This window comes from Dermatophilaceae bacterium Soc4.6, assembly GCA_039889245.1.
In the GTDB taxonomy this organism is placed as follows: Bacteria; Actinomycetota; Actinomycetes; order Actinomycetales; family Dermatophilaceae; genus Lapillicoccus.
In genome coordinates this window covers 2,946,130-2,964,555 of sequence record JAZGVH010000002.1, presented here as the reverse complement: position 1 = coordinate 2,964,555, position 18,426 = coordinate 2,946,130, and the positions used below count along the sequence as shown (strand labels likewise).

Genomic DNA, 18,426 nt, shown 5'->3' with positions numbered 1-18,426 from the left:
ATACGGTGGGAGCGGGGCGGGTTGTTCCGGGGGCAACCTCACCCCAGACCCCAGGAGTCGCCCCATGCGCGCCATCGTCTTCACCGCCCCCGGATCCTCCGACGTCCTCCAGCTCGTCGAGCGTGAGCCCGGCACCCCCGGGCCGGGGGAGGTGCGCGTGCGCGTCGTGCGCTCAGCCGTCAACCCCACCGACTGGAAGTCGCGCACGGGCGCCGGTCAGCCGCTCGACTTCGACGAGGTCGTGCCCAACCAGGACGGTGCCGGTGTGGTCGACGCGGTCGGTGAGGGAGTGACCGCCCTCGCGGTGGGTGACCGGGTGTGGGTGATGCTGGCGCAGCACCAGCGCCCCACCGGCACCGCGCAGGAGCTGACGGTGCTGCCGGCCGACCGGGTGGTGCTGCTGCCCGACACGGCGAGCTTTGACCTCGGCGCCGACCTGGGCGTGCCGGCCGTCACCGCCCACCGCGCTCTCACCACCAGCGAGGGCGGCCCGACGCGCCTGACCGCCGGTGCCCTGAGCGGACGCACGGTGCTCGTTGCCGGCGGTGCGGGGGCCGTCGGCAACGCGGCGATCCAGCTGGCCGTCTGGGCGGGGGCGACCGTCGTCACGACCGTCTCGGGCGCCGACAAGGGCGCCCTCGCGACCGCCGCGGGGGCGCACCACGTCGTCAACTACCGCGACGGCGACCAGGCCGACACGGTCGCGGCGATCCGCGCCGTCGTACCCGACGGCGTCGACATCGTCGTCGAGGTCGCGCCGGCACAGAACCTGCGCCTCGACCTGCAGGTCATCCGCCCGCGCGGGACGATCGCGATCTACGCCAACAACGGTGGCGACGAGGTCACCCTCACGGTGCGGGAGACCTTCGGCACCAACGCCCGCTTCCAGTGGGTACTGCTCTACACCGTGGGGCAGGAGGCGCTGACCGCAGCCGCCGAGGACATCAACGCGGCCGTGGCGGCCGGGGCCTTCGGGGTCGGCGACCAGCACGGCCTGCCGCTGCACCACTACGCGCTCGAGGAGACCGCCGCGGCCCACGCCGCCGTCGAGGACGGCGTCGTCGGGAAGGTGCTCATCGACGTCAGCGCCGGCTGACAGGGCCCCCGCGCACCCCGGCAGGTAGGTGACATCGATGGGCGCTTGATGACACCTCTCTGGTTTTTCCAGGATGTGGACCCAGATGTTGCGTGGATGCCATAGTGTGGCAACATCGCTTCTGCCAGCCAGACCGGCAGTGGCCATTCCGGTCCGACGTGCTCGACGACTCCTGACCCAGATCAGGGGCCATCGCACGACGGGACTGGTCCACGAACGCGGTGCCCATGGCGAGACCCCCCGAGCCGTCATGGGCACCGCTTTCGTTTTCCCCCGGCGGTGACAGGCCCCGGGGGTGAGCGGCCTCGCCGCGGTCAGGCCCGCGACTCCAGCGCCAGCAACGTGGCCTTGGCCTCCGGCCCTCCCCGATAGCGGCCCGCACTGCCGTCCGAGCGCACCACGCGGTGGCAGGGCACGAGCAGGGGCAGCGGGTTGGTCGCGCAGGCCGTGCCCACCGCCCGCACGGCCCGGGGGCTGCTGGTGCGGGCCGCCAGTGCGGCATAGCTCGCCGTGCCGCCGTACGGCACGTCGGTGGCCAGGTGGTGGAGCACCTCACTGCGGTAGCCCGCCACCAGCCGCCAGTCGAGCGGCAGCTCGAACTGCCGTCGCCCCCCGGCGAAGTAGTCGTCGAGCTGGCGCGCAGCCGGGTCCAGCCGTCGGGGGGCGACGAGCACCCGAGGGCTGACCCGATCGGCGAGCTCGGCCTGTACGGCGTCGAAACCCTCGCTGGAGAACGCGACTCGCACCACGCCCTCCACCGTCGCGGCCAGCAGCAGGGCACCGACGGGGCTGTCCACCGTGCGGATGGCGACGTCGAGCAGGTCGTCCCTCTCGGCCGCCTTCGCCAGTCGCTGGCGGAGCCGGTCGAGGTCGCCGGGGGGGACGGCATACGCCGCACCGAGGGCCGTGGCGAGGTCGAGGGGGTCGGTCGTGCGGGGGTCGGTCATCTGTCCTCCAGGGACGTCGTGCGGCGCAGGGCGGCGACACCGTCAGCAGCAGCCCGCCGCACCGCGGCGGGAGTGCTGCCCACGAGGGCGGCGACCTCCGCGTGCGGCAGACCGGCGAGGTGGTGGTAGGCCACGGCCTCGCGCTGGCGGCGGGGTAGCGCCGCGACGGCGGCGGTCAGGTCGAGCGCGTCGGCGTGGGCGCCGGAGCCCACTGCCGCTCCCCCGCCGGGCCACCCGGCCGCGGGGTGGGCGCCCGCGGTCTCCGGCAGGTCGGCCACGGGCACGGCGTGGCGGGCCCGGCGGCGCGTGACGTCGACCGCCTTGCGGTGGGCGACGGTCACCAGCCACGCCTCGACGTGCGTGTCGGCCGGCAGGTCGGGCCAGGCGCCGAGCGCGGCCAGGAAGGTCTCGGACCAGGCGTCGTCCGCGTCGTCCCCGGCACCCAGCACGGCGCGCACGACCCGCAGCACCATGGCACCGTGGTCGGTGACCACGCCCTCGAAGGGCTGGCGGCCTCGCCCGACGCCTTGCCCGACGCCTCGCTCGACGTGGGCGCTCACAGCGCGAAGAGCGTCGGCCCCCGGGGCACGACGCTCTCCCCCTCGCCCAGCACGCCCTCCAGCACCAGCAGGTGCTGCTTACGGGCAAGGCCGCCGGCGTACCCGGTCAGGCTCCCGGTCGCGCCGACGACGCGGTGGCAGGGGACGAGCAGCGAGACGGGGTTCTGCCCCACCGCGTGGCCGACGGCCCGGGGGTGGGCCGAACGGCTGGCGAGGCGAGCCGAGAGCGCTCCATACGTCGTGGTCTCGCCGTGGGGGATCTGCGCCAGCAGCGCCCACACCTGCTGCTGGAAGGGCCTGCCATCGAGGCGGACGGGCAGGGTGAAGCGGCGGCGCGTGCCCGTGAAGTACTCCCCCAGCTCGCTCGCGAGCTGCTCGAAGCCGTCGGCGCGCCGCTCACCCCAGCGCGCGACGTCGGGCCGACGCGAGTGGCCCTCGAAGTAGAGGCCGGTGACCGCGCCGGCGTCACGCACGACGCTCAGGCGGCCGACCGGCGAGTCGAGCTCGGTGTGCCAGGTGGTCGGGTCCACGGGTGCCATCGGTCCTCCTGGTCGCGAGTGTCTCACCTTCCGTAGACGCGTCAGGTGCCCCGGATGTGAGGTGGCGTCAGCGGCGGTCGGCGACCGCCCAGGACGCGCCGGCGCTCACGGCGGCGACCGCGAGCACGGCCGGCCAGGCCCCGACCTTCTTGGCGAGGGGGTGCGAGGCGCCCATGCCGCCGACGTAGAGCGCGAGGAGGCCGGCCGTCGCGGGGCCGCCGGCCTTGGCCAGCCAGGTGCGGGCGGCATACGCACCGACCCCGGCGAGCACGACGCCGCCGAGGGGGCGCACCCCCGTCTCGCGGGCCAGGACGTAGCCCCCGAGCAGGCCGAGGGCGGCGAGGGGGGCGGTGGTGACGTCGGTCGCAGGGCGCATGCGGCGATCGTATGCCGCACCCGTCGGCGGCCACGGGGGAACACCCGTCTGCGGTCCGGGCGTTGTGCGGACGTGTCAGGAGAGCAGTCGGCGCGCGACGGGACGGACCAGCCGGCCGAGCTGGTCGAGCTGCTGGCGGCCCGACGGTCGCTGCAGACCGAGCGCGACCGGCTCGAGACCCGGGTGCGGGCCCTCGACGCCGACATGGCTGAGCTGGTCGAGGCCTCTCGGGACTCCAACGCTGACGACGAGCACGACCCCGAGGGTCAGACCATCGGCTACGAGCGGGCCCAGCTCGCGGCCCTGACGGCCGCGAGCCGGCGCCGGCTCGTCGAGGTCGACGCGGCGCTGGAGCGGGTGGGAACCAGCGCACACGGCCGGTGCGCCCAGTGCGGGGGACCCGTGGGGGCCGCTCGGCTCGAGGCCCGCCCGACCGCTCGCACCTGTGTGACGTGCGCGCAGCAGCTCGAGCGGGCGGGCATCCGCGGGCGTTGGGGCTGACCGCTCAGATGCGGCGGCGCGGCCTCTCGTGCTTGCTCTCCATGTCGACCACCGCGGAGGTGTATCCGCGCAGCGACGACGCGACCGTGCGGAAGAGCTCACCGGCCGCCTCGACCTCGGCGTCGGCCACGGACTCGAGGGCGTTCGTCATCCAGTGCCGCACCCCGGCGAGCTCGTGCTCACCCGTCTCGGAGAGGGCGACGATGCTGCGCCGCCGGTCCGAGGGGTCGCTGCGACGCTCGGTGTAGCCGCGGGCCTCGAGCCGGTCGATCATGGCGGTCAGGGTGCTGGTCGTGAGGTTCATCGCCCGGGCGAGGTCGGTCTGCCCCATCGGGCCGTTGACGAAGAGATAGCTGAAGACCTGGCTCTCGTTGACGGTGACGCCGAGGTGCACCGCCACGGCGAGCCGGTAGTGCTCCCCGGCGAGGATCAGCTCGCGCAGCGCCCTGACCGTCGTCAACCGCTGTTCGTCGTGCCCCTCGGTCGCGGCGCGCTCGTCGGTCGTGATGGTGGATGGTGCGGTCGCCTCGTCCATGTGGAGTCCCTGTCGTGAGTGCTGGGTGGCCACCGGGGGTCGCCCGTGGCTGAGCCGGTCGTTCGCTGTGCGACCAGTGTCACAGATGGACGACCACCCCGAGTGCCAGATACTCCCCAGAACTCTGACTCTTTGGACATTTATTGGCGCGATCGGCCCCCGGGCGCCTATCGCAGGTGGCTGGCGCCGTTGAGGTCGACCACCGCGCCCGACATCCACTCGGCGCCGGGGTCGGCGAGCGCGACGATCGCGCGCGCGACCTCCTGGGGGGAGGCGACCCGGCCGTAGGGGCTCTGGGCCCGGATGCCGTCGCCCTCGGGCCCGTCGAGCAGGGCCGCAGCCATCTCGGTGGCGACGAAGCCGGGTGCCACCGAGACGACGCTGATGCCGACCGGGGCGAGAGCGACCGCCATCGACTGGCCGAAGGCGTGCAGCCCGGCCTTGCTCGCGCCGTAGGCCGGCACGTGCGGCTCGCCCCGGTAGGCGCCTCGGGAGCCGACGTTGACGACGCGCCCGACCGGGAGACCGCCCCGCGGAGGAACCTCGCCCATGTGCCGGGCGACGCACCAGGTGAGGTTGGCCGGGCCCAGCAGGTTGGTCGCGATCGTCGTCTGCCACGCGCGCACCCAGTCGTCGTAGTCGACGTCCGTCACGCGGTGCTCGCCGCGGCGGCTGCCGCCGACCCGGGCCGGGTCCGGGTCGAGGAAGAGCGCGGCGTTGTTGACCAGCACGTCGACCCGCCCCAGGCCCGCCACCGTCTCGTCGGCCAGGTGCCGCACCTGCTGCGGGTCGGCGAGGTCGGCCTGCACCAGCACGTGCCCCTCACCGGGCAGGTCGGCCAGCACCGCGCGGGCCTGCACCTCGCCGGACCGGTAGTGCACCGCCACCCGGTCGCCCTGCGCCGCGAAGGCCTGCGCCGTCGCGGCGCCGATCCCCCGCGACGCCCCGGTCACCAGCACGCCTCGCCCGTCGTCTCGCATGCGACGAGCCTAGGTCCCGTAGGGGGTCGTGCCGGCCCGCGTCTCAGGCGAAGGCGTCGACGCCGGTGCGCTGGGCCGACAGCTGCCAGAGCCGCTCGGCCTCGGCGGGGTCGACGGCATACGGCATCACGCCGGCGCGTGGGCCGCCCTCGTGCCTCGGTGACGCGATGTCGCAGTCCTCGAGGTAGACCCCACCCAGGCCGTCGAGCTGCGCCGACGTCGCGGCGAAGGTCGCGGTGGCGGCCCCGGCCTGCGGCGACTTGAAGGCGGGGTGGAGCGAGCGACCCTGCTCGTCGATCCATCCCATCTCGACCTGCTCCTCCCGCGAGAGGTGGCGCTGGAGCGGAGTGAGGATGCCGCCGGGGTGGACCGCGAAGGCGCGGACACCCCGGTCGGCGCCGACCGCGTCGAGGTGCACCGCGAAGAGGGAGTTGGCCGTCTTGGCCTGGCCGTAGGCCGCCCACTTCTCGTAGCCCGTGGCGAAGTCGATGTCGTCCCACCGGATCGCCGAGCGGTGGTGACCGATCGACGAGACCGAGACGACCCGGGCGCCCGAGCCGGCGGTGAGGGCGGGCATCAGCCGGTTGACCAAGGCGAAGTGCCCGAGGTGGTTCGTGGCGAACTGCGCCTCCCAGCCCGGGCCCACCCGGGTCTCGGGGGTGGCCATGACCGCCGCGCTGTTGATCATCAGGTCGAGGTCGCGCCCGGTGGCGAGGAAGCGCCCGGCGAAGGCCTCCACCGAGCCCAGGTCGGCGAGGTCGAGCTCGTCGACCTCGACGCCGGCCAGACCGTCGAGCTGCTCGCGAGCGGTGTCGGGACGGCGGGCAGGGACGACGACGTGGGCGCCGGCCCGGGCGAGGGCGCGGGTCGTCTCGAGGCCCAGACCGGAGTAGCCACCGGTGACGAGGGCGATCCGGCCGGTGAGGTCGACACCGGCGAGGACCTCGTCGGCCGTGGTGTCGGCGCCGAAGCCGGTGCCGAGGGGCAGTTGGGGGGTGCTCATGACCTCAAGGCTAGGCACGGCAGCAAGCACCCGTCCACGACGGGTCCCGCCCCCACCCCCGGGGGTCAGTGCCAGCCGCTGCCGTCGACGCCACCGGGGATGTCGCGCGCCGGGTCGTAGGGCTCGCGGGTGAGCCGGAACGACGCGAGGTCGAGGTGGCTCACCGCCCCGGCACCGTCGCGGACCACCCGCAGCGGCTCGGCCGCGTAGTAGCCGTCGACGCCGACCCACTCGTCGGTGCCCGCGGGCCGGAAGCGCGAGCCACGGCCCTCGCCCGGCAGACCCAGCACGAGACCCCCCTCACCGTCGGCCCGCAGCTCCTGGCGGGTGGGACCCCAGTGCCACGACCCGACGAGCTCGACCGCCTCGCGGGACGAGCCGCCGGCGCGCCACACGACCGGGTCACGCGGTTCGCGCTCGGCGACCAGCTGCAGCAACTCACGACCGAAGGGCGACATGCCCGAGGTGGTGTTGGCGAAGCTGACGACCCCGTCGCCGCTCTCGAGGTCGACCTGCAGCCCGGCGAGGAATCCGGGCATGGAGCCGCCGTGCCCGACGTAGCGCCGTCCGTCGACGTTCCAGACCTGCCAGCCGAGCCCGTAGGCACCCGTCCACGGCAGGCCCGGCAGGTCGACGACCGCCTGCGGCTCGAGCATCTCGTCCATCGTGTCGCGGGAAAGGACATCGCCGAGGTCGCCTCCGAGGAAGGCCGCCCATCGCGCGAGATCCTCGACGGTGGACCAGAGCTGGCCCGCCGGAGCCATGGCGCCCGCGTCGTGCTCGGGCTCGCTCAGCAGCTGGTCGGTGAGCGGGTGCACCGCCAGTCCCTGCGCGGCCTTGCCACTGGGGCGGGTCGTCGTCCGGCCCATCTGCAGCGGTGTCAGGAGGTCTCGGGCCACGACCTCGTGCCACGGTATGCCGTGGGCCCGCGCCACCAGCTCGCCGAGGGCGGCGAAACCGACGTTCGAGTAGTGGAAGCGACGGCCCGCGCGGGTGCGCTGTCGGGGAGCCACGGGCGAGACGAGGTCGTCCCAGCCGCCGCCGGGGGTGCGCTCCCACCAGGGCCCGTCGGTCTCCGCCTGGAGCCCCGAGGACTGGGACAGCAGCTGGGCCACCGTGGCCCGCCCGAAGGCGCTGCCGGGCACGTGCTCCTCGAACCGGTCGTCGAGGTCGAGCGCCCCCCGGTCACGCAACCGCAGGACCGCCACCGCGACGAAGGTCTTGGTGATCGAGCCGATGCGGTACTGGGTGTCGGTGTCGGCTGCCGCACCCTCGGCCCGGCCGTCCACGGTGCCGACCGCGTCGGACCACACCAGTCGGCCCTCGCGCACGAGGCCTGCGGCCACGGAGGGCAGGCGGCTGCCCGCCTGCTCGACCCGCAGCCGGTGGCTGAGGGCCTGCCGCGTCGACGACTCGAGGACCGGCTGGGTCTCGCTCACGACTTCTTGACGGCGGTCTTGGTCGTGGTCGCCTTGGTGGTCGTCTTCCTCGGTGTGGCCTTCTTGGCGGCGGTCGTCTTCTTCGCCGCCGTCTTCTTCGTCGTCGTCTTCTTCACGGCCCGCTTGCGGGTCGACGGGCCGGCAGCCCGCTTGTCGGAGAGCAGCTCGAAGCCGCGCTCGGGCGTGATGGTCTCGGGGTCGTCCTCCCGACGAAGGGTCGCGTTGGTCTCGCCGTCGGTGACGTAGGGCCCGAACCGGCCTTCCTTGACCACCACCGGCTTGCCCGACACGGGGTCGGCCCCGAGCTCCTTGAGCGGCGCGGCCGCCGCTCGCCCGCGCTGCTTGGGCTGCGCGTAGATCGCCTGCGCCTCCTCGAGGGTGACGGTGAAGAGCTGGTCCTCGGTGACGAGCGAGCGGCTGTCGGTGCCCTTCTTGAGGTAGGGCCCGTAGCGGCCGTTCTGCGCGGTGATCTCCACCGGCTTGCCCTCGTCGTCGACGACGGTGCCGACGACCCGGGGCAGCGACATCAGCTGCAGGGCGGCCGCGAGGTCGATCGTCGCGAGGTCCATGTCCTTGAAGAGCGAGGCGGTGCGCGGCTTGACCTTGTTCTTGCCCTTGAGGTCGACGAGCTCGGGCGGCAGCACCTCAGTGACGTAGGGGCCGTATCTTCCGGCGCGCGCGATGATCTCGCGGCCCGACTCCGGCTCGATTCCCAGGACACGACCGTCGTCGGCCGCAGCCTCGAGCAGCTCGCGCGCCCTCGCCGGGGTCATCTCGTCGGGGGCGATGTCGTCGTTGATGGTGACGCGCCTCGGCGTCACCACGGGTGCGTCTGCGTCGTCGGCCGTGACCTCGCCCGTGGAGGGGTCGACGCCCTGGGGGACCACTTCCTCGACGTACGGTCCGTAGCGTCCGACCCGGACGACCATCCCGTCGCCGAGGTGGATGGTCGAGATCTCCTTGGCGTCGATCTCGCCGAGGTCGGCGACGAGGTCGCGCAGACCCTCGCTCGACGTCGCCTCGTCGCCGAAGTAGAAGCGCTTCAACCACGCGACCCGCTGCTCGGTGCCGCCGGCGATCTTGTCGAGGTCCTCCTCCATCGCCGCGGTGAAGTCGTAGTCGACCAGGCGGGGAAAGTGCTCCTCGAGCAGCCGGGTGACCGCGAAGGCGAGCCACGAGGGCACGAGGGCGTTGCCACGGTTGGTGACGTAACCGCGGTCGGCGATGGTCTCGACCATCTGCGCGTAGGTCGAGGGTCGTCCGATCCCCTTCTCCTCCATGGCCTTCACCAGCGTGGCCTGGGTGTAACGCGGCGGCGGCGACGTCTCGTGCCCGTCGGCCTCGGTGCGCAGCGTCGCGAGCGGCACCCCGACCGACAGCCGCGGCAGACGGCGCTCGTCGCCGTCGTCGCCCTTGCGGGCGGGAGCGGTGTCGTCCTTGCCCTCCTCGTAGGCCGCGAGGAAGCCCTTGAAGGTGATGACCGTGCCGCTGGCGCTGAACTCGGCGGCCGTGGCCACGGCGGTCGCGTCACCCGTCAGGGTGGCGGTGAGGCGGATCGTCGCGGTCGAGCCCGTCGCGTCGTTCATCTGGGACGCGACGGTCCGCTTCCAGATCAGCTCGTACATCGCGTACTCGTCGCCACGCAGCTCACCGGCGACCTGGGCCGGGGTGCGGAAGCGGTCACCGGCAGGGCGCACCGCCTCGTGCGCCTCCTGGGCGTTCTTGACCTTGGAGGCGTAGACGCGCGGCTCCTGCGGGACGTACTCGGCGCCATACAGGTCACGGGCCTGGCTGCGGGCGGCGGTGAGGGCCGACTGCGACAGGGTCGTCGAGTCGGTGCGCATGTAGGTGATGTAGCCGCCCTCGTAGAGGCGCTGGGCGACGCGCATCGCGTTGCGGGCGTTGAGCCGCAGCTTGCGCGAGGCCTCCTGCTGGAGCGTGGAGGTGGTGAACGGCGCGGCCGGGCGCCGCGTGTAGGGCTTCTCCTGCACGTCGCTGACGGCGACGACCGACGACGGCACGGCCTCGGCCACGACCCGGGCCATGCGCTCGTCGAGGGCCACGACGGTGGACGACTTCAGCACGCCGGCGTCGGTGAAGTCGCGACCGCTGGCGACGCGGCGGCCGTCGACCGCGGCGAGACGTGCGGTGAAGGTGTCGGAGGCATTGACCTCGCCCGAGGAGGAGCGGGTGGTGAAGTCGCCCTCGACATCCCAGTACGACGCGCGCACGAAGGCCATGCGCTCGCGCTCGCGCTCGACGACGATGCGGGTGACGACCGACTGCACGCGACCCGCCGACAGGCCTTGGCGCACCTTGCGCCACAGCACCGGCGAGACCTCGTAGCCATAGAGGCGGTCGAGGATGCGGCGGCTCTCCTGCGCGTCGACGAGGTCCTTGTCGAGCTCGCGGGTGTTGTTCACCGCGCGCTGGATGGCCTCGCGGGTGATCTCGTTGAAGACCATCCGCTTGACGGGGACGCGGGGCTTGAGCGTCTCGAGCAGGTGCCAGGCGATGGCCTCGCCCTCGCGGTCCTCGTCGGTCGCGAGGTAGAGCTCGTCGGCGTCCTTGAGGGCCCGCTTGAGCTCGGCGACCTTCTTGCGCTTGTCCGCGTCGACGACGTAGTAGGGCGCGAAGTCGTTGTCGACGTCGATGGCGAACTTGCCGAAGGGGCCCTTCTTCATGTCCGCGGGAAGCTCCGACGGGTTGGGCAGGTCGCGGATGTGCCCGACCGACGCCTCCACGTCGTACTCGCCGCCGAGGTAGCCCGCGATCGACTTGACCTTGTTGGGCGACTCGACGATGACGAGCTTGCGCCCCTTCCCTGCAGCCACGTGAAGACCTCTGTTCCTGCAGAGCCTCGTGCCGTGGATTCGTCACGGCGTGGACGACGCTCTGCGATGCAGACGATAACCCCAGTCCCATTTGTCCCTCGACCGCTGTCGAGAATGTGAGACTAATTGAACATTTAACTTGTTGCGCGTAGGCTCTCCCCATGACCACCCAGCCCGTGCTCTACCTCAGCCACGGGGCGCCGCCGCTCGCCGACGACACCCGCTGGACCGCCGAGCTCGCGGCCTGGTCAGCCGACCTCGCCGCGACGACCGCGAGGCCCACCAACGTGCTGATGGTCTCCGCCCACTGGGAGAACGCGCCGCTCGCGCTGTCGTCCACCACCAGTGCCCCCCTCACCTACGACTTCTGGGGCTTCCCCCAGCGCTACTACGACGTGACGTACGACGCGCCGGCCGCGCCACAGCTCGCCGACGACGTCACCGCCCTGCTCGCCGGCCCGGGCACCGAGGTCGTGCGCGACGAGGCCCGCGGCCTCGACCACGGCGCCTACGTGCCGCTCGTCGAGATGTTCCCCGACGCCGACGTGCCGGTGCTGCAGATGTCGATGCCCACCCTCGACCCGCGCACGCTCTTCGGCATCGGGCAGAGGCTCGCCCCCTTGCGCGAGCAGGGCACGCTCATCGTCGGGTCGGGCTTCACGACCCACAACCTCAGCGCTTTCCACCCCGAGCTGGGTCCCGACTACGCGGCCCCGGGCTGGTCGATCGAGTTCGACCAGTGGGCGCAGGAGGCGATGGAGCACGAGGACGTCGACGCGCTGCTCGACTTCCTCGACAAGGCGCCCTCGGCGCGCGTGGCCCACCCCCGCACCGAGCACTTCGCTCCGCTCTTCGTCGCTCTCGGGGCTGCGCACGGCCGGTCCGGCGGCGGCGCCGTGGCGAGCCGCAGCGTCATCGACGGCTTCTGGTTCGGCCTGAGCAAGCGCAGCTGGCAGCTGACCTGAGCGGCCGGCAGTGCGGCACCCGGGAATGAAGCGGGTGCGAGCAGTCTTGGTATCTGCGTGACCGACCTCGCCGACAAGACCGCCCAGGACCGTCGCGACGGTGTCGGTCTGCGCTCGGAGCGTGGCCCGATCCTGCTCGCGCTCATGGTCTCGACCGGCATCATCGCCGTCGACGCGACCATCCTCGCCACCGCCGTGCCGTCGGTCGTCAAGGACCTCGGCGGCTTCGCGCAGTTCCCCTGGCTCTTCTCGATCTACCTGCTCGCGCAGGCCGTGTCGGTGCCGGTCTACGCCAAGCTGGCCGATACCTACGGCCGAAAGCCGTTGATGCTCCTCGGGATCGGGCTCTTCCTGCTGGGTTCGGTGCTCTGTGGGCTGGCCTGGAGCATGCCGGCCCTCATCATCTTCCGAGCCGTGCAGGGTCTCGGCGCCGGAGCCGTGCAGCCGATGTCGATCACCATCGCGGGTGACATCTACTCGGTCGCCGAGCGCGCCAAGGCGCAGGGCTACATCGCGAGCGTGTGGGCCGTGTCGTCGGTCGTGGGGCCGACGCTGGGCGGGCTCTTCTCGCAGCTCGGCATCTGGCGGTGGATCTTCTTCGTCAACGTGCCGGTGTGTCTGCTCGCGGGCGGTCTCATCTGGCGCAACCTGCACGAGTCGGTGGAGCGCCGCCAGCACCGGATCGACTACCTCGGCTCCGTGCTGCTCACCGTGGGCATGACCCTGGTCATCCTCGGCGTGCTCGAGGGCGGTCAGGCCTGGGCCTGGGGCTCGCCGGTCGGCGTCGCGGTCTTCGTCGTCGGGGCGGCGCTGCTCGCGGGCTTCGTGGCCGTGCAGCGGCGGGCGGCCGAGCCGGTGCTGCCGCTGTGGGTGCTGAGCCGTCGGCTGCTGCTGACGAGCAGCCTGCTCTCGCTCGGCGTCGGCGCCATCCTCATCGGCCTGACCTCGTTCGTGCCGACCTACCTCGAGAACTCGCTCGGTGTCACGCCCCTGGTCGGGGGCCTCGCGGTCGCGGCCCTGACGATCGGGTGGCCCATCGCGGCGACCCTGTCGGGGCGGCTGCTCTACCTGCGCTACGGCTTCCGCCCGACGATCCTGGTCGGGATGGGGTTCACCGTGGCCGGAGCCGTCGTGCTCGCTGTCGCCGGTGGGCGGCCATCGGTCGCCGTCGTGGCCGCCTCCTGCTTCGTCATCGGCATCGGCCTGGGTCTGGTCGCCAGCCCGTCCCTCATCGCCGCGCAGGCGAGCGTCGACTGGGACCAGCGCGCCGTCGTCACCGGCTCCAACCTGTTTGCCCGGTCCATCGGCTCGGCCGTCGGCGCCGCGATCTTCGGCGCCGTCGCCAACCACGTCGTCTCGGCCAGCGGTCGCCCCGAGACCGACCCGGCGACGGCGACGTCGGCCGGGGCGGCGGTCTTCTGGGCCGTGCTCGTGGCCGCGGTGCTCAGCATCGCCGCCGGCGTGGCCATGCCCCGCGTCCGCGCCTGACCCCGTCGCCTTTCTGCACCCCTCACTCCGGCCGGAGCACCCGCTGCACCAGCCACGCGACGTCGTCGGCCGTGCGGGCAGGGGTCTGCGACGGGCGCATGACGTGGCTGAGGGTCAGGCGCACGACCATCTCGATGGTGGTCTCGACCTCCGGGGGCGTCAACGGCAGGTCGTCGTGCGCGAACCGTGCGGCGATGACTGCCCGCGCTGCGTCGAGCAGCGGCTCCGACCGGGAGGTCAGCAGGGGCAGGAGGTCTGACTCGGCGCCGTGCCCGGCGGACAGCACCGCGTGCAGGAGGGGGTTCGCGAGCGCCATCTCGAGCACCGACCGGGCTGCTGCCCGCACCGCCGCGACGAGGTCGTCGGGGTGGTGCCCGAAGGCGTCGTCGACCGCCGCGAGGAAGACGGCCAGCTCGTGCATCACCAGCGCCTCGGCGAGCGCGGGCTTGGAGCCGAGCTCGTTGTAGACCGTCTGCCGGCTGACCCCGACGCGGGCGGCCAGCCCGGCCATCGTCACGGCCGCCCAGCCCTCGGCACGGGTCATCACGGCAGCCTCGGCGATCAGCAGGTCGCGCCACCCGGGCCGGGCCGCCGCACCACTGGTCATGGGCGAAGTGTAGGTGTCTTCACCACCGACGGTGGTGAAGGCCGAGCCTGCGCGACCTCGCCGGCAGAGCATGGCGAAGCGCGCCCCCGGGTCTCAGGGTTGCTGCGGTGTGGGACGGTGGCCGCATGCCGGCCGTGACGAAGGTGATGTGGGCCTCGGTGACGCCGCTGGCCTCGATCCTCGGTTCCGGCCTGTTGATCATCGTGCCCGTGCTGGAGCGCATTCTCGGGTCGTTGTCGGTGGTCGGTGCCGCCGTCGTGTGCGCGGTGGCCTGGGTGGTGGGCACCTCGGTGCGCCACTGTGTCCGGGTCGTGGAACCAGCCCTCGCCGCCGGGTCGCCCGACCCGGTCACCGCGAGGCTCGACCGAACCGGGGACGCGGTCATCGTGGTGGCCTACGTCATCTCGGTTGCCCTGTACCTACGGATCATGGCTGAGTACGTCGTCGACTACGCCGTTCCGGGCGGCTCCGCGGCCTGGTCCCGGGGGCTGGCCTGCGCCGCCGTCGTCCTGATCGTGGCGGTAGGGGTCACCCGCGGGTTCGCGGGCTTGAACGCCCTCGACCGGTTCAGCGTGGGAGTCGTGCTGATTCTGACGACCGTGCTGGGCGGGACCCTGCTGTTCCACGACGGCCGTGGCCTCCTCGTCCCCGGGCTGGTCCTACCCCCGGTGCCCGACGTCGGGATCGGCGAGATCCTGCTGGTGCTGGGCGGCATCGTGATCACGGTGCAGGGGTTCGAGACGGTGCGATATCTCGGCGACGAGTACGACGCCGAGACCCGGGTCTGGGCCTCAAGGTTCGCGCAGCTGCTCGCGGCCTCGATCTACCTCGGTTTCGTCGTGGTCGCCACTCCGGCAATGGGGCTGGGAACCTCAGACGGTCCCGACACCACACTGCTTGACGTCACCGCCCGGGTCGCCCCGTGGCTGGCGCTACCACTGGTGCTCTCAGCCGTGCTCAGCCAGTTCAGCGCGGCGGTGGCCGACACCGTCGCGGCCGACGGCAACCTGCGGGGGCTCTCGCGCTCCATGCGCGGACCCACCCCGTACCTCGTCAGTGGTGGCGCCGCGATCCTCCTGGCCGCCACCGCGTCGACCTTCACGATCATCGCGGTCGCCTCACGGGCGTTCGCCGCGTACTACGCCATCCAGGCGATCCTGGCGATGCGCACCTCACGCGGCCTCGTCCGCAGGACCGGCTACGGCTTGCTGGCCGTCGTGATGGCCGCCGTGACCGTGTTCGCCCGGTCCGCGGGATGAGTTCCCACCCAGACCGGTGACCGCGTCGCGCCTCCCCCGCCCCCGCCGAGCGCAGGGCCACGAAGTCGGCCTTCTCGCGCACCCCGCAGTCGGGGCAGTACCAGTCGCTCGGGATGTCGGCCCACGCGGTGCCGGCCGCGACCCGGTGGTGTCACCGCGGCCGTCGGGCTCGACCGGCGCCGCAGGGGCTCCCCACCGGGCCAGCACCGCCTCGCGCCGGGCGGGCTGGATGTTGGCGCGGCTCACGTCACCGCCGAAGTGGGCCACGACCCGGAGGTCCATGACGCGACGCCAGAGCGGCGGAACGAGCGCGAGCAGGAGCATCCCGGCGTAGCCGGTGGGCAGCACCGGCGACTCCTGGACGTCGCGCAGCGTCTGGTAGCGGCGGGCGGGGTTGACGCGCTCGTAGCGGGTGCGACCCGCCGCACCGACCAGCTGCCGGCACATGCCGTAGTGCTCCATGTGGTTGACGTCCGCTCGAGCACGTCGACCGTCTCGAGCCGGTCGACGCAGGAGTGGCGCGACAGCAAGCGCCACCTCTGGCTCATCGGCCTGCTCATCCCCTCGCTGGCGTTCATCGCCTTCGGGATGTAGGCGCTCACCGGCTGGGGGTCTGCTACTGGATCACAGGTTCGCCACGGCGCGACCTCCGAATTGACACAGTATGCCCGAGTGTAAAGCAGCGGTCGAGCACTGGCGCCTGTCTGGCTGCTTGACAAGAGGTCACCATCTGTCAAGCACTCAGCCCGTCACCTAGGGTGAGTGCGTGACTGAGGCCGGGACGTCGTACGGCGAGACGTCGCCCGCTACCCGGCGCCACCTCTGGCGCCTGACCGTGGCCCTCGCCTGCGTGGCCTTCAGCACCCAGTCGCCGTCGCCGATCCTGCTCTTCTACACGCAGGATCTCGGCCTGTCGGCGACCGAGCTCACGGTCTTCTTCACCGTCTACGCCGCGGGTCTGCTGCCCGCGCTGCTGCTGGGCGGCCCCTTCTCCGACCGTCGCGGGCGACGCACCGTCGTGGTGCCGGTGATCGCGCTGTGCGTGCTCTCGCAGCTGGCCCTGCTCTCCGCTGCGCTCGTCGGCGAGCCGGGGCTCTACGTGGGGCGGGTGCTGCAGGGCCTGACGAGCGGCGCGGTCTTCACCGTCGGCACCGTGTGGATGCGCGAGCTCGCCGGCCCGTCGCGAGGGTCCGCGGCCGCGATGCGGGCCGGCGCCGCGATGGCCGTCGGTTTCGCTCTCGGCCCCCTCGTCTCAGGCACGCTCGTGCAGTGGGCTCCCGCACCCAAGGTGCTCGGCTTCGTCGTCCCGATCCTGTTGCTGGGCCTGGCTTTCCGACTGGTGCGGCCGCTGCCCGAGACCATGACCAGCCACCTCCCGGGCCGCCTGCAGATCGGCGTGCCCCCGGGCGCCGGGCGCGCCTTCGCCTGGTACCTGCTGCCGGCCGGCCTGCTGGTCTACACGTATGCCGTGCTGGGCCTGACCATCTTCCCGCTGCAGATCGCCCGGGCGGGCTTCGGCGCACCGATCTTCCTCACGGGCGTCTGCGCCCTGCTCGTGCAGGGCAGCGCCGCCCTCGCCACCGGGCCGGCCCGACGACTTGGCCCAGCCACGAGCGGGTGGCTCGCCGCCCTGCTGGCTGCCGTCGGCGCCGGCCTGGGCTACCTCGCGGTCCAGCCCGGCGGCTGGGCCTGGCTGCTGCCCGCATCCCTGCTCATCGGGGTGGGCGAGGGCCTGGCCCTCACAGCGGGCGTCGTCGTCTGCGACCTGGTCGCTCCACCCACCCGTCGCGGCGGTCTGCTCTCGGCCTTCTACATCGTCGTCTACTTCGGCTTCACCGTGCCGACCCTGCTGTCGGTGACCGCGGGGCAGGCGGCCCTCGACACGGGAACACCGGTCCTCGCGCTCGGCGGGATCGCGCTGCTCCTCACGCTCGTCCTCGCCGGCCCCGGCCGCCGCGTGGCGTTGCGCGCCACCTCACCCTGACCGGCCCTCGAGGTCTTCCCCCGGGGTTCATCGCGCAGCCACCCTCGGCACCGGCGTCGTTCACCACCCACCCGCGATGGTGGACCCCATGCGACGACTCTCCTTCCTCACCACCATGATCGCCACCGCCGCGGTCCTCCCGCTCACCGTGGCCGCCGTCCCCGCCCGGGCGTCCACACCGGCCGACGTCACCCGTGCAGCCCCGACCTTCGCCGTCATCGGCGACCTGCCCTACAGCACCACCGACCTCGCCTCGCTGCCCGGCTGGATCGACGACATCAACGCCGCGGACCCGCAGTTCACCCTGCACCTGGGCGACATCAAGAGCGGCTCCACCCGCTGTGACACCGCCTACTTCCAAGCCATTCGCCAGCAGTTCGACGCCTTCACCGGACCGCTGGTCTACACGCCGGGCGACAACGAGTGGACCGACTGCCACCGCACCGCCGCCGGCGCCTACAACCCGATCGAGCGGCTCGCGACGATCCGCAAGATCTTCTTCGACCAGCCGGGGGTGACCCTCGGCCAGCACCCGATCGCGGTCAACAGCCAGGCCAACCGCGGGCTCCCCGAGAACGTCAGCTTTGCCCGCGACGACATCTCCTTCGCCGCCCTGCACGTGGTCGGGTCCAACAACGACCTGCTCCCGTGGGACGGGATCGGCCACACCGCAACGACCTATCTGCAGCGACAGGAGCAGAAGCGTCGTATGTCGGCCACCATCGACGAGATGAACGCGACCTTCGCCAACGCGACCGCCCGGAGCAACCGCGCCGTGGTGCTCTTCATGCAGGCCGACATGTTCGACCCGACCTACACCCCCACGCCGGCCGACATCTCGGCCTTCACGCCGCTGGTGCGCAACCTCGTCAAGGCCGCGCACGCCTTCCCGGGCGAGACCTACCTGCTCAACGGTGACAGCCACGCCTACAACTCCGACCACCCGCTCGCGGCCGGCTCGGTCTGGCTCGACCGCTACCAGGTCAAGGGCTCAGCCGACACGCTGCAGCGGATCACCCTCGACGGCTCGTCGAGCGCCAACCTCGACTACCTCAAGGCCACGGTCAACCCCGAGGGTGCCGAGCACGTGCTCGGCTTCGAGCGGGTGCCGTACTCCACCCCCGCCTCCTGACCCGCCGGCACCGACGACGTCAGACCGGCTCGGCGACCCAGGGCATCGGGTCGCCCCAGCCCAGCGAGCCGCGGCCGTGCCGGTCGAGCGCAGCCGGACGAGTGCGTCCACGAACGCGGCGAAGGTGTCTGCGGGGGCGGACTCCGTTCGTCGCGCTGGCCGTGTCGGTGCTGCTCACGAG

General features: G+C 72.5%; 19 protein-coding genes. 8 read left to right on the top strand and 11 right to left on the bottom strand.

Features of this window, described 5'->3' with window-relative positions; translation table 11 throughout:
* The first annotated feature begins 64 nt into the window (after nucleotides 1-64).
* Nucleotides 65-1,096 carry an NADPH:quinone reductase gene (locus V3N99_13820; protein MEO3937818.1) on the top strand — a complete coding sequence of 344 codons (1,032 nt, stop codon included), beginning with the start codon at nucleotides 65-67 and terminating at the stop codon, nucleotides 1,094-1,096.
* Nucleotides 1,097-1,410: 314 nt separating this feature from the next.
* Here V3N99_13820 and V3N99_13815 read toward each other — a convergent pair whose 3' ends face one another.
* From V3N99_13815 to V3N99_13800, 4 genes are all read right to left on the bottom strand, one after another.
* Nucleotides 1,411-2,043: a methylated-DNA--[protein]-cysteine S-methyltransferase gene (locus V3N99_13815; GenBank protein MEO3937817.1), complete on the bottom strand. Its 633-nt coding sequence runs from the start codon at nucleotides 2,041-2,043 to the stop codon at nucleotides 1,411-1,413.
* A complete protein-coding gene (locus V3N99_13810; protein ID MEO3937816.1) occupies nucleotides 2,040-2,603 on the bottom strand; it encodes a sigma-70 family RNA polymerase sigma factor in 564 nt (187 codons plus the stop codon). Before V3N99_13810 ends, V3N99_13815 begins: the two co-directional genes overlap by 4 nt.
* Nucleotides 2,600-3,142 carry a methylated-DNA--[protein]-cysteine S-methyltransferase gene (locus V3N99_13805; protein MEO3937815.1) on the bottom strand — a complete coding sequence of 181 codons (543 nt, stop codon included), beginning with the start codon at nucleotides 3,140-3,142 and terminating at the stop codon, nucleotides 2,600-2,602. The genes V3N99_13810 and V3N99_13805 overlap by 4 nt, the downstream gene beginning before the upstream one ends.
* Before the next feature lie 67 nt (nucleotides 3,143-3,209).
* Entirely contained in the window at nucleotides 3,210-3,518 is a 309-nt protein-coding gene (locus tag V3N99_13800; GenBank protein ID MEO3937814.1) for a hypothetical protein, read from the bottom strand.
* A gap of 72 nt (nucleotides 3,519-3,590) precedes the next feature.
* Here V3N99_13800 and V3N99_13795 point away from each other — a divergent pair, with 72 nt between their 5' ends.
* Nucleotides 3,591-4,019, top strand: coding sequence for a TraR/DksA C4-type zinc finger protein (locus V3N99_13795; protein ID MEO3937813.1), 429 nt, complete (start codon nucleotides 3,591-3,593; stop codon nucleotides 4,017-4,019).
* Nucleotides 4,020-4,023: 4 nt separating this feature from the next.
* Here the strand turns inward: V3N99_13795 and V3N99_13790 are convergent, their stop codons facing one another.
* The 5 genes from V3N99_13790 to topA form a co-directional block, all read right to left on the bottom strand.
* A complete protein-coding gene (locus V3N99_13790; GenBank protein ID MEO3937812.1) occupies nucleotides 4,024-4,554 on the bottom strand; it encodes a MarR family winged helix-turn-helix transcriptional regulator in 531 nt (176 codons plus the stop codon).
* A gap of 167 nt (nucleotides 4,555-4,721) precedes the next feature.
* Nucleotides 4,722-5,534 (bottom strand): SDR family oxidoreductase, encoded by an 813-nt coding sequence (locus tag V3N99_13785; GenBank protein ID MEO3937811.1) that lies wholly within the window; start codon nucleotides 5,532-5,534, stop codon nucleotides 4,722-4,724.
* A 43-nt stretch (nucleotides 5,535-5,577) separates the two neighbouring features.
* The gene (locus tag V3N99_13780; GenBank protein MEO3937810.1) at nucleotides 5,578-6,537 is read right to left on the bottom strand and encodes an SDR family NAD(P)-dependent oxidoreductase; all 960 of its coding nucleotides are present in this window, start codon (nucleotides 6,535-6,537) and stop codon (nucleotides 5,578-5,580) included.
* 65 nt (nucleotides 6,538-6,602) lie between these two features.
* Entirely contained in the window at nucleotides 6,603-7,976 is a 1,374-nt protein-coding gene (locus V3N99_13775; GenBank protein MEO3937809.1) for a serine hydrolase domain-containing protein, read from the bottom strand.
* Nucleotides 7,973-10,810 carry a type I DNA topoisomerase gene (gene topA, locus V3N99_13770; GenBank protein ID MEO3937808.1) on the bottom strand — a complete coding sequence of 946 codons (2,838 nt, stop codon included), beginning with the start codon at nucleotides 10,808-10,810 and terminating at the stop codon, nucleotides 7,973-7,975. Before topA ends, V3N99_13775 begins: the two co-directional genes overlap by 4 nt.
* Before the next feature lie 161 nt (nucleotides 10,811-10,971).
* Here topA and V3N99_13765 point away from each other — a divergent pair, with 161 nt between their 5' ends.
* The gene (locus tag V3N99_13765; GenBank protein MEO3937807.1) at nucleotides 10,972-11,775 is read left to right on the top strand and encodes a class III extradiol ring-cleavage dioxygenase; all 804 of its coding nucleotides are present in this window, start codon (nucleotides 10,972-10,974) and stop codon (nucleotides 11,773-11,775) included.
* Between the two features lie 144 nt (nucleotides 11,776-11,919).
* Nucleotides 11,920-13,263: an MFS transporter gene (locus tag V3N99_13760; GenBank protein ID MEO3937806.1), complete on the top strand. Its 1,344-nt coding sequence runs from the start codon at nucleotides 11,920-11,922 to the stop codon at nucleotides 13,261-13,263.
* Between the two features lie 22 nt (nucleotides 13,264-13,285).
* Here the strand turns inward: V3N99_13760 and V3N99_13755 are convergent, their stop codons facing one another.
* Nucleotides 13,286-13,870 carry a TetR family transcriptional regulator gene (locus V3N99_13755; GenBank protein MEO3937805.1) on the bottom strand — a complete coding sequence of 195 codons (585 nt, stop codon included), beginning with the start codon at nucleotides 13,868-13,870 and terminating at the stop codon, nucleotides 13,286-13,288.
* A gap of 125 nt (nucleotides 13,871-13,995) precedes the next feature.
* On the opposite strand from V3N99_13755, the gene V3N99_13750 reads away from it, so the two are divergent.
* The 4 genes from V3N99_13750 to V3N99_13735 all read left to right on the top strand — a co-directional run bounded on the left by V3N99_13750 (nucleotide 13,996) and on the right by V3N99_13735 (nucleotide 18,245).
* Entirely contained in the window at nucleotides 13,996-15,129 is a 1,134-nt protein-coding gene (locus V3N99_13750) for a hypothetical protein (protein ID MEO3937804.1), read from the top strand.
* A gap of 462 nt (nucleotides 15,130-15,591) precedes the next feature.
* Nucleotides 15,592-15,723 (top strand): hypothetical protein, encoded by a 132-nt coding sequence (locus tag V3N99_13745; protein MEO3937803.1) that lies wholly within the window; start codon nucleotides 15,592-15,594, stop codon nucleotides 15,721-15,723.
* A gap of 172 nt (nucleotides 15,724-15,895) precedes the next feature.
* Nucleotides 15,896-17,113 (top strand): MFS transporter, encoded by a 1,218-nt coding sequence (locus tag V3N99_13740; GenBank protein ID MEO3937802.1) that lies wholly within the window; start codon nucleotides 15,896-15,898, stop codon nucleotides 17,111-17,113.
* Between the two features lie 88 nt (nucleotides 17,114-17,201).
* Complete coding sequence (locus tag V3N99_13735) at nucleotides 17,202-18,245, top strand: hypothetical protein (protein MEO3937801.1); 1,044 nt, start codon at nucleotides 17,202-17,204, stop codon at nucleotides 18,243-18,245.
* Between the two features lie 19 nt (nucleotides 18,246-18,264).
* Here V3N99_13735 and V3N99_13730 read toward each other — a convergent pair whose 3' ends face one another.
* Nucleotides 18,265-18,423, bottom strand: a complete 159-nt coding sequence (locus tag V3N99_13730) for a hypothetical protein (protein MEO3937800.1) — start codon at nucleotides 18,421-18,423, stop codon at nucleotides 18,265-18,267.
* Between the last annotated feature and the right edge of the window lie 3 nt (nucleotides 18,424-18,426).

Bases quoted from the DNA above. Each gene is read 5' to 3' on its own strand.
- V3N99_13760 (MEO3937806.1), top strand. From the start codon at position 11,920: ATGGTCTCGACCGGCATCATCGCCGTCGACGCGACCATCCTCGCCACC.
- V3N99_13735 (MEO3937801.1), top strand. From the start codon at position 17,202: ATGCGACGACTCTCCTTCCTCACCACCATGATCGCCACCGCCGCGGTC.
- V3N99_13790 (MEO3937812.1), bottom strand. From the start codon at position 4,554: ATGGACGAGGCGACCGCACCATCCACCATCACGACCGACGAGCGCGCC.
- V3N99_13820 (MEO3937818.1), top strand. From the start codon at position 65: ATGCGCGCCATCGTCTTCACCGCCCCCGGATCCTCCGACGTCCTCCAG.
- V3N99_13750 (MEO3937804.1), top strand. From the start codon at position 13,996: ATGCCGGCCGTGACGAAGGTGATGTGGGCCTCGGTGACGCCGCTGGCC.
- V3N99_13815 (MEO3937817.1), bottom strand. From the start codon at position 2,043: ATGACCGACCCCCGCACGACCGACCCCCTCGACCTCGCCACGGCCCTC.
- V3N99_13780 (MEO3937810.1), bottom strand. From the start codon at position 6,537: ATGAGCACCCCCCAACTGCCCCTCGGCACCGGCTTCGGCGCCGACACC.
- V3N99_13755 (MEO3937805.1), bottom strand. From the start codon at position 13,870: ATGACCAGTGGTGCGGCGGCCCGGCCCGGGTGGCGCGACCTGCTGATC.
- V3N99_13785 (MEO3937811.1), bottom strand. From the start codon at position 5,534: ATGCGAGACGACGGGCGAGGCGTGCTGGTGACCGGGGCGTCGCGGGGG.
- V3N99_13765 (MEO3937807.1), top strand. From the start codon at position 10,972: ATGACCACCCAGCCCGTGCTCTACCTCAGCCACGGGGCGCCGCCGCTC.
- V3N99_13805 (MEO3937815.1), bottom strand. From the start codon at position 3,142: ATGGCACCCGTGGACCCGACCACCTGGCACACCGAGCTCGACTCGCCG.
- V3N99_13800 (MEO3937814.1), bottom strand. From the start codon at position 3,518: ATGCGCCCTGCGACCGACGTCACCACCGCCCCCCTCGCCGCCCTCGGC.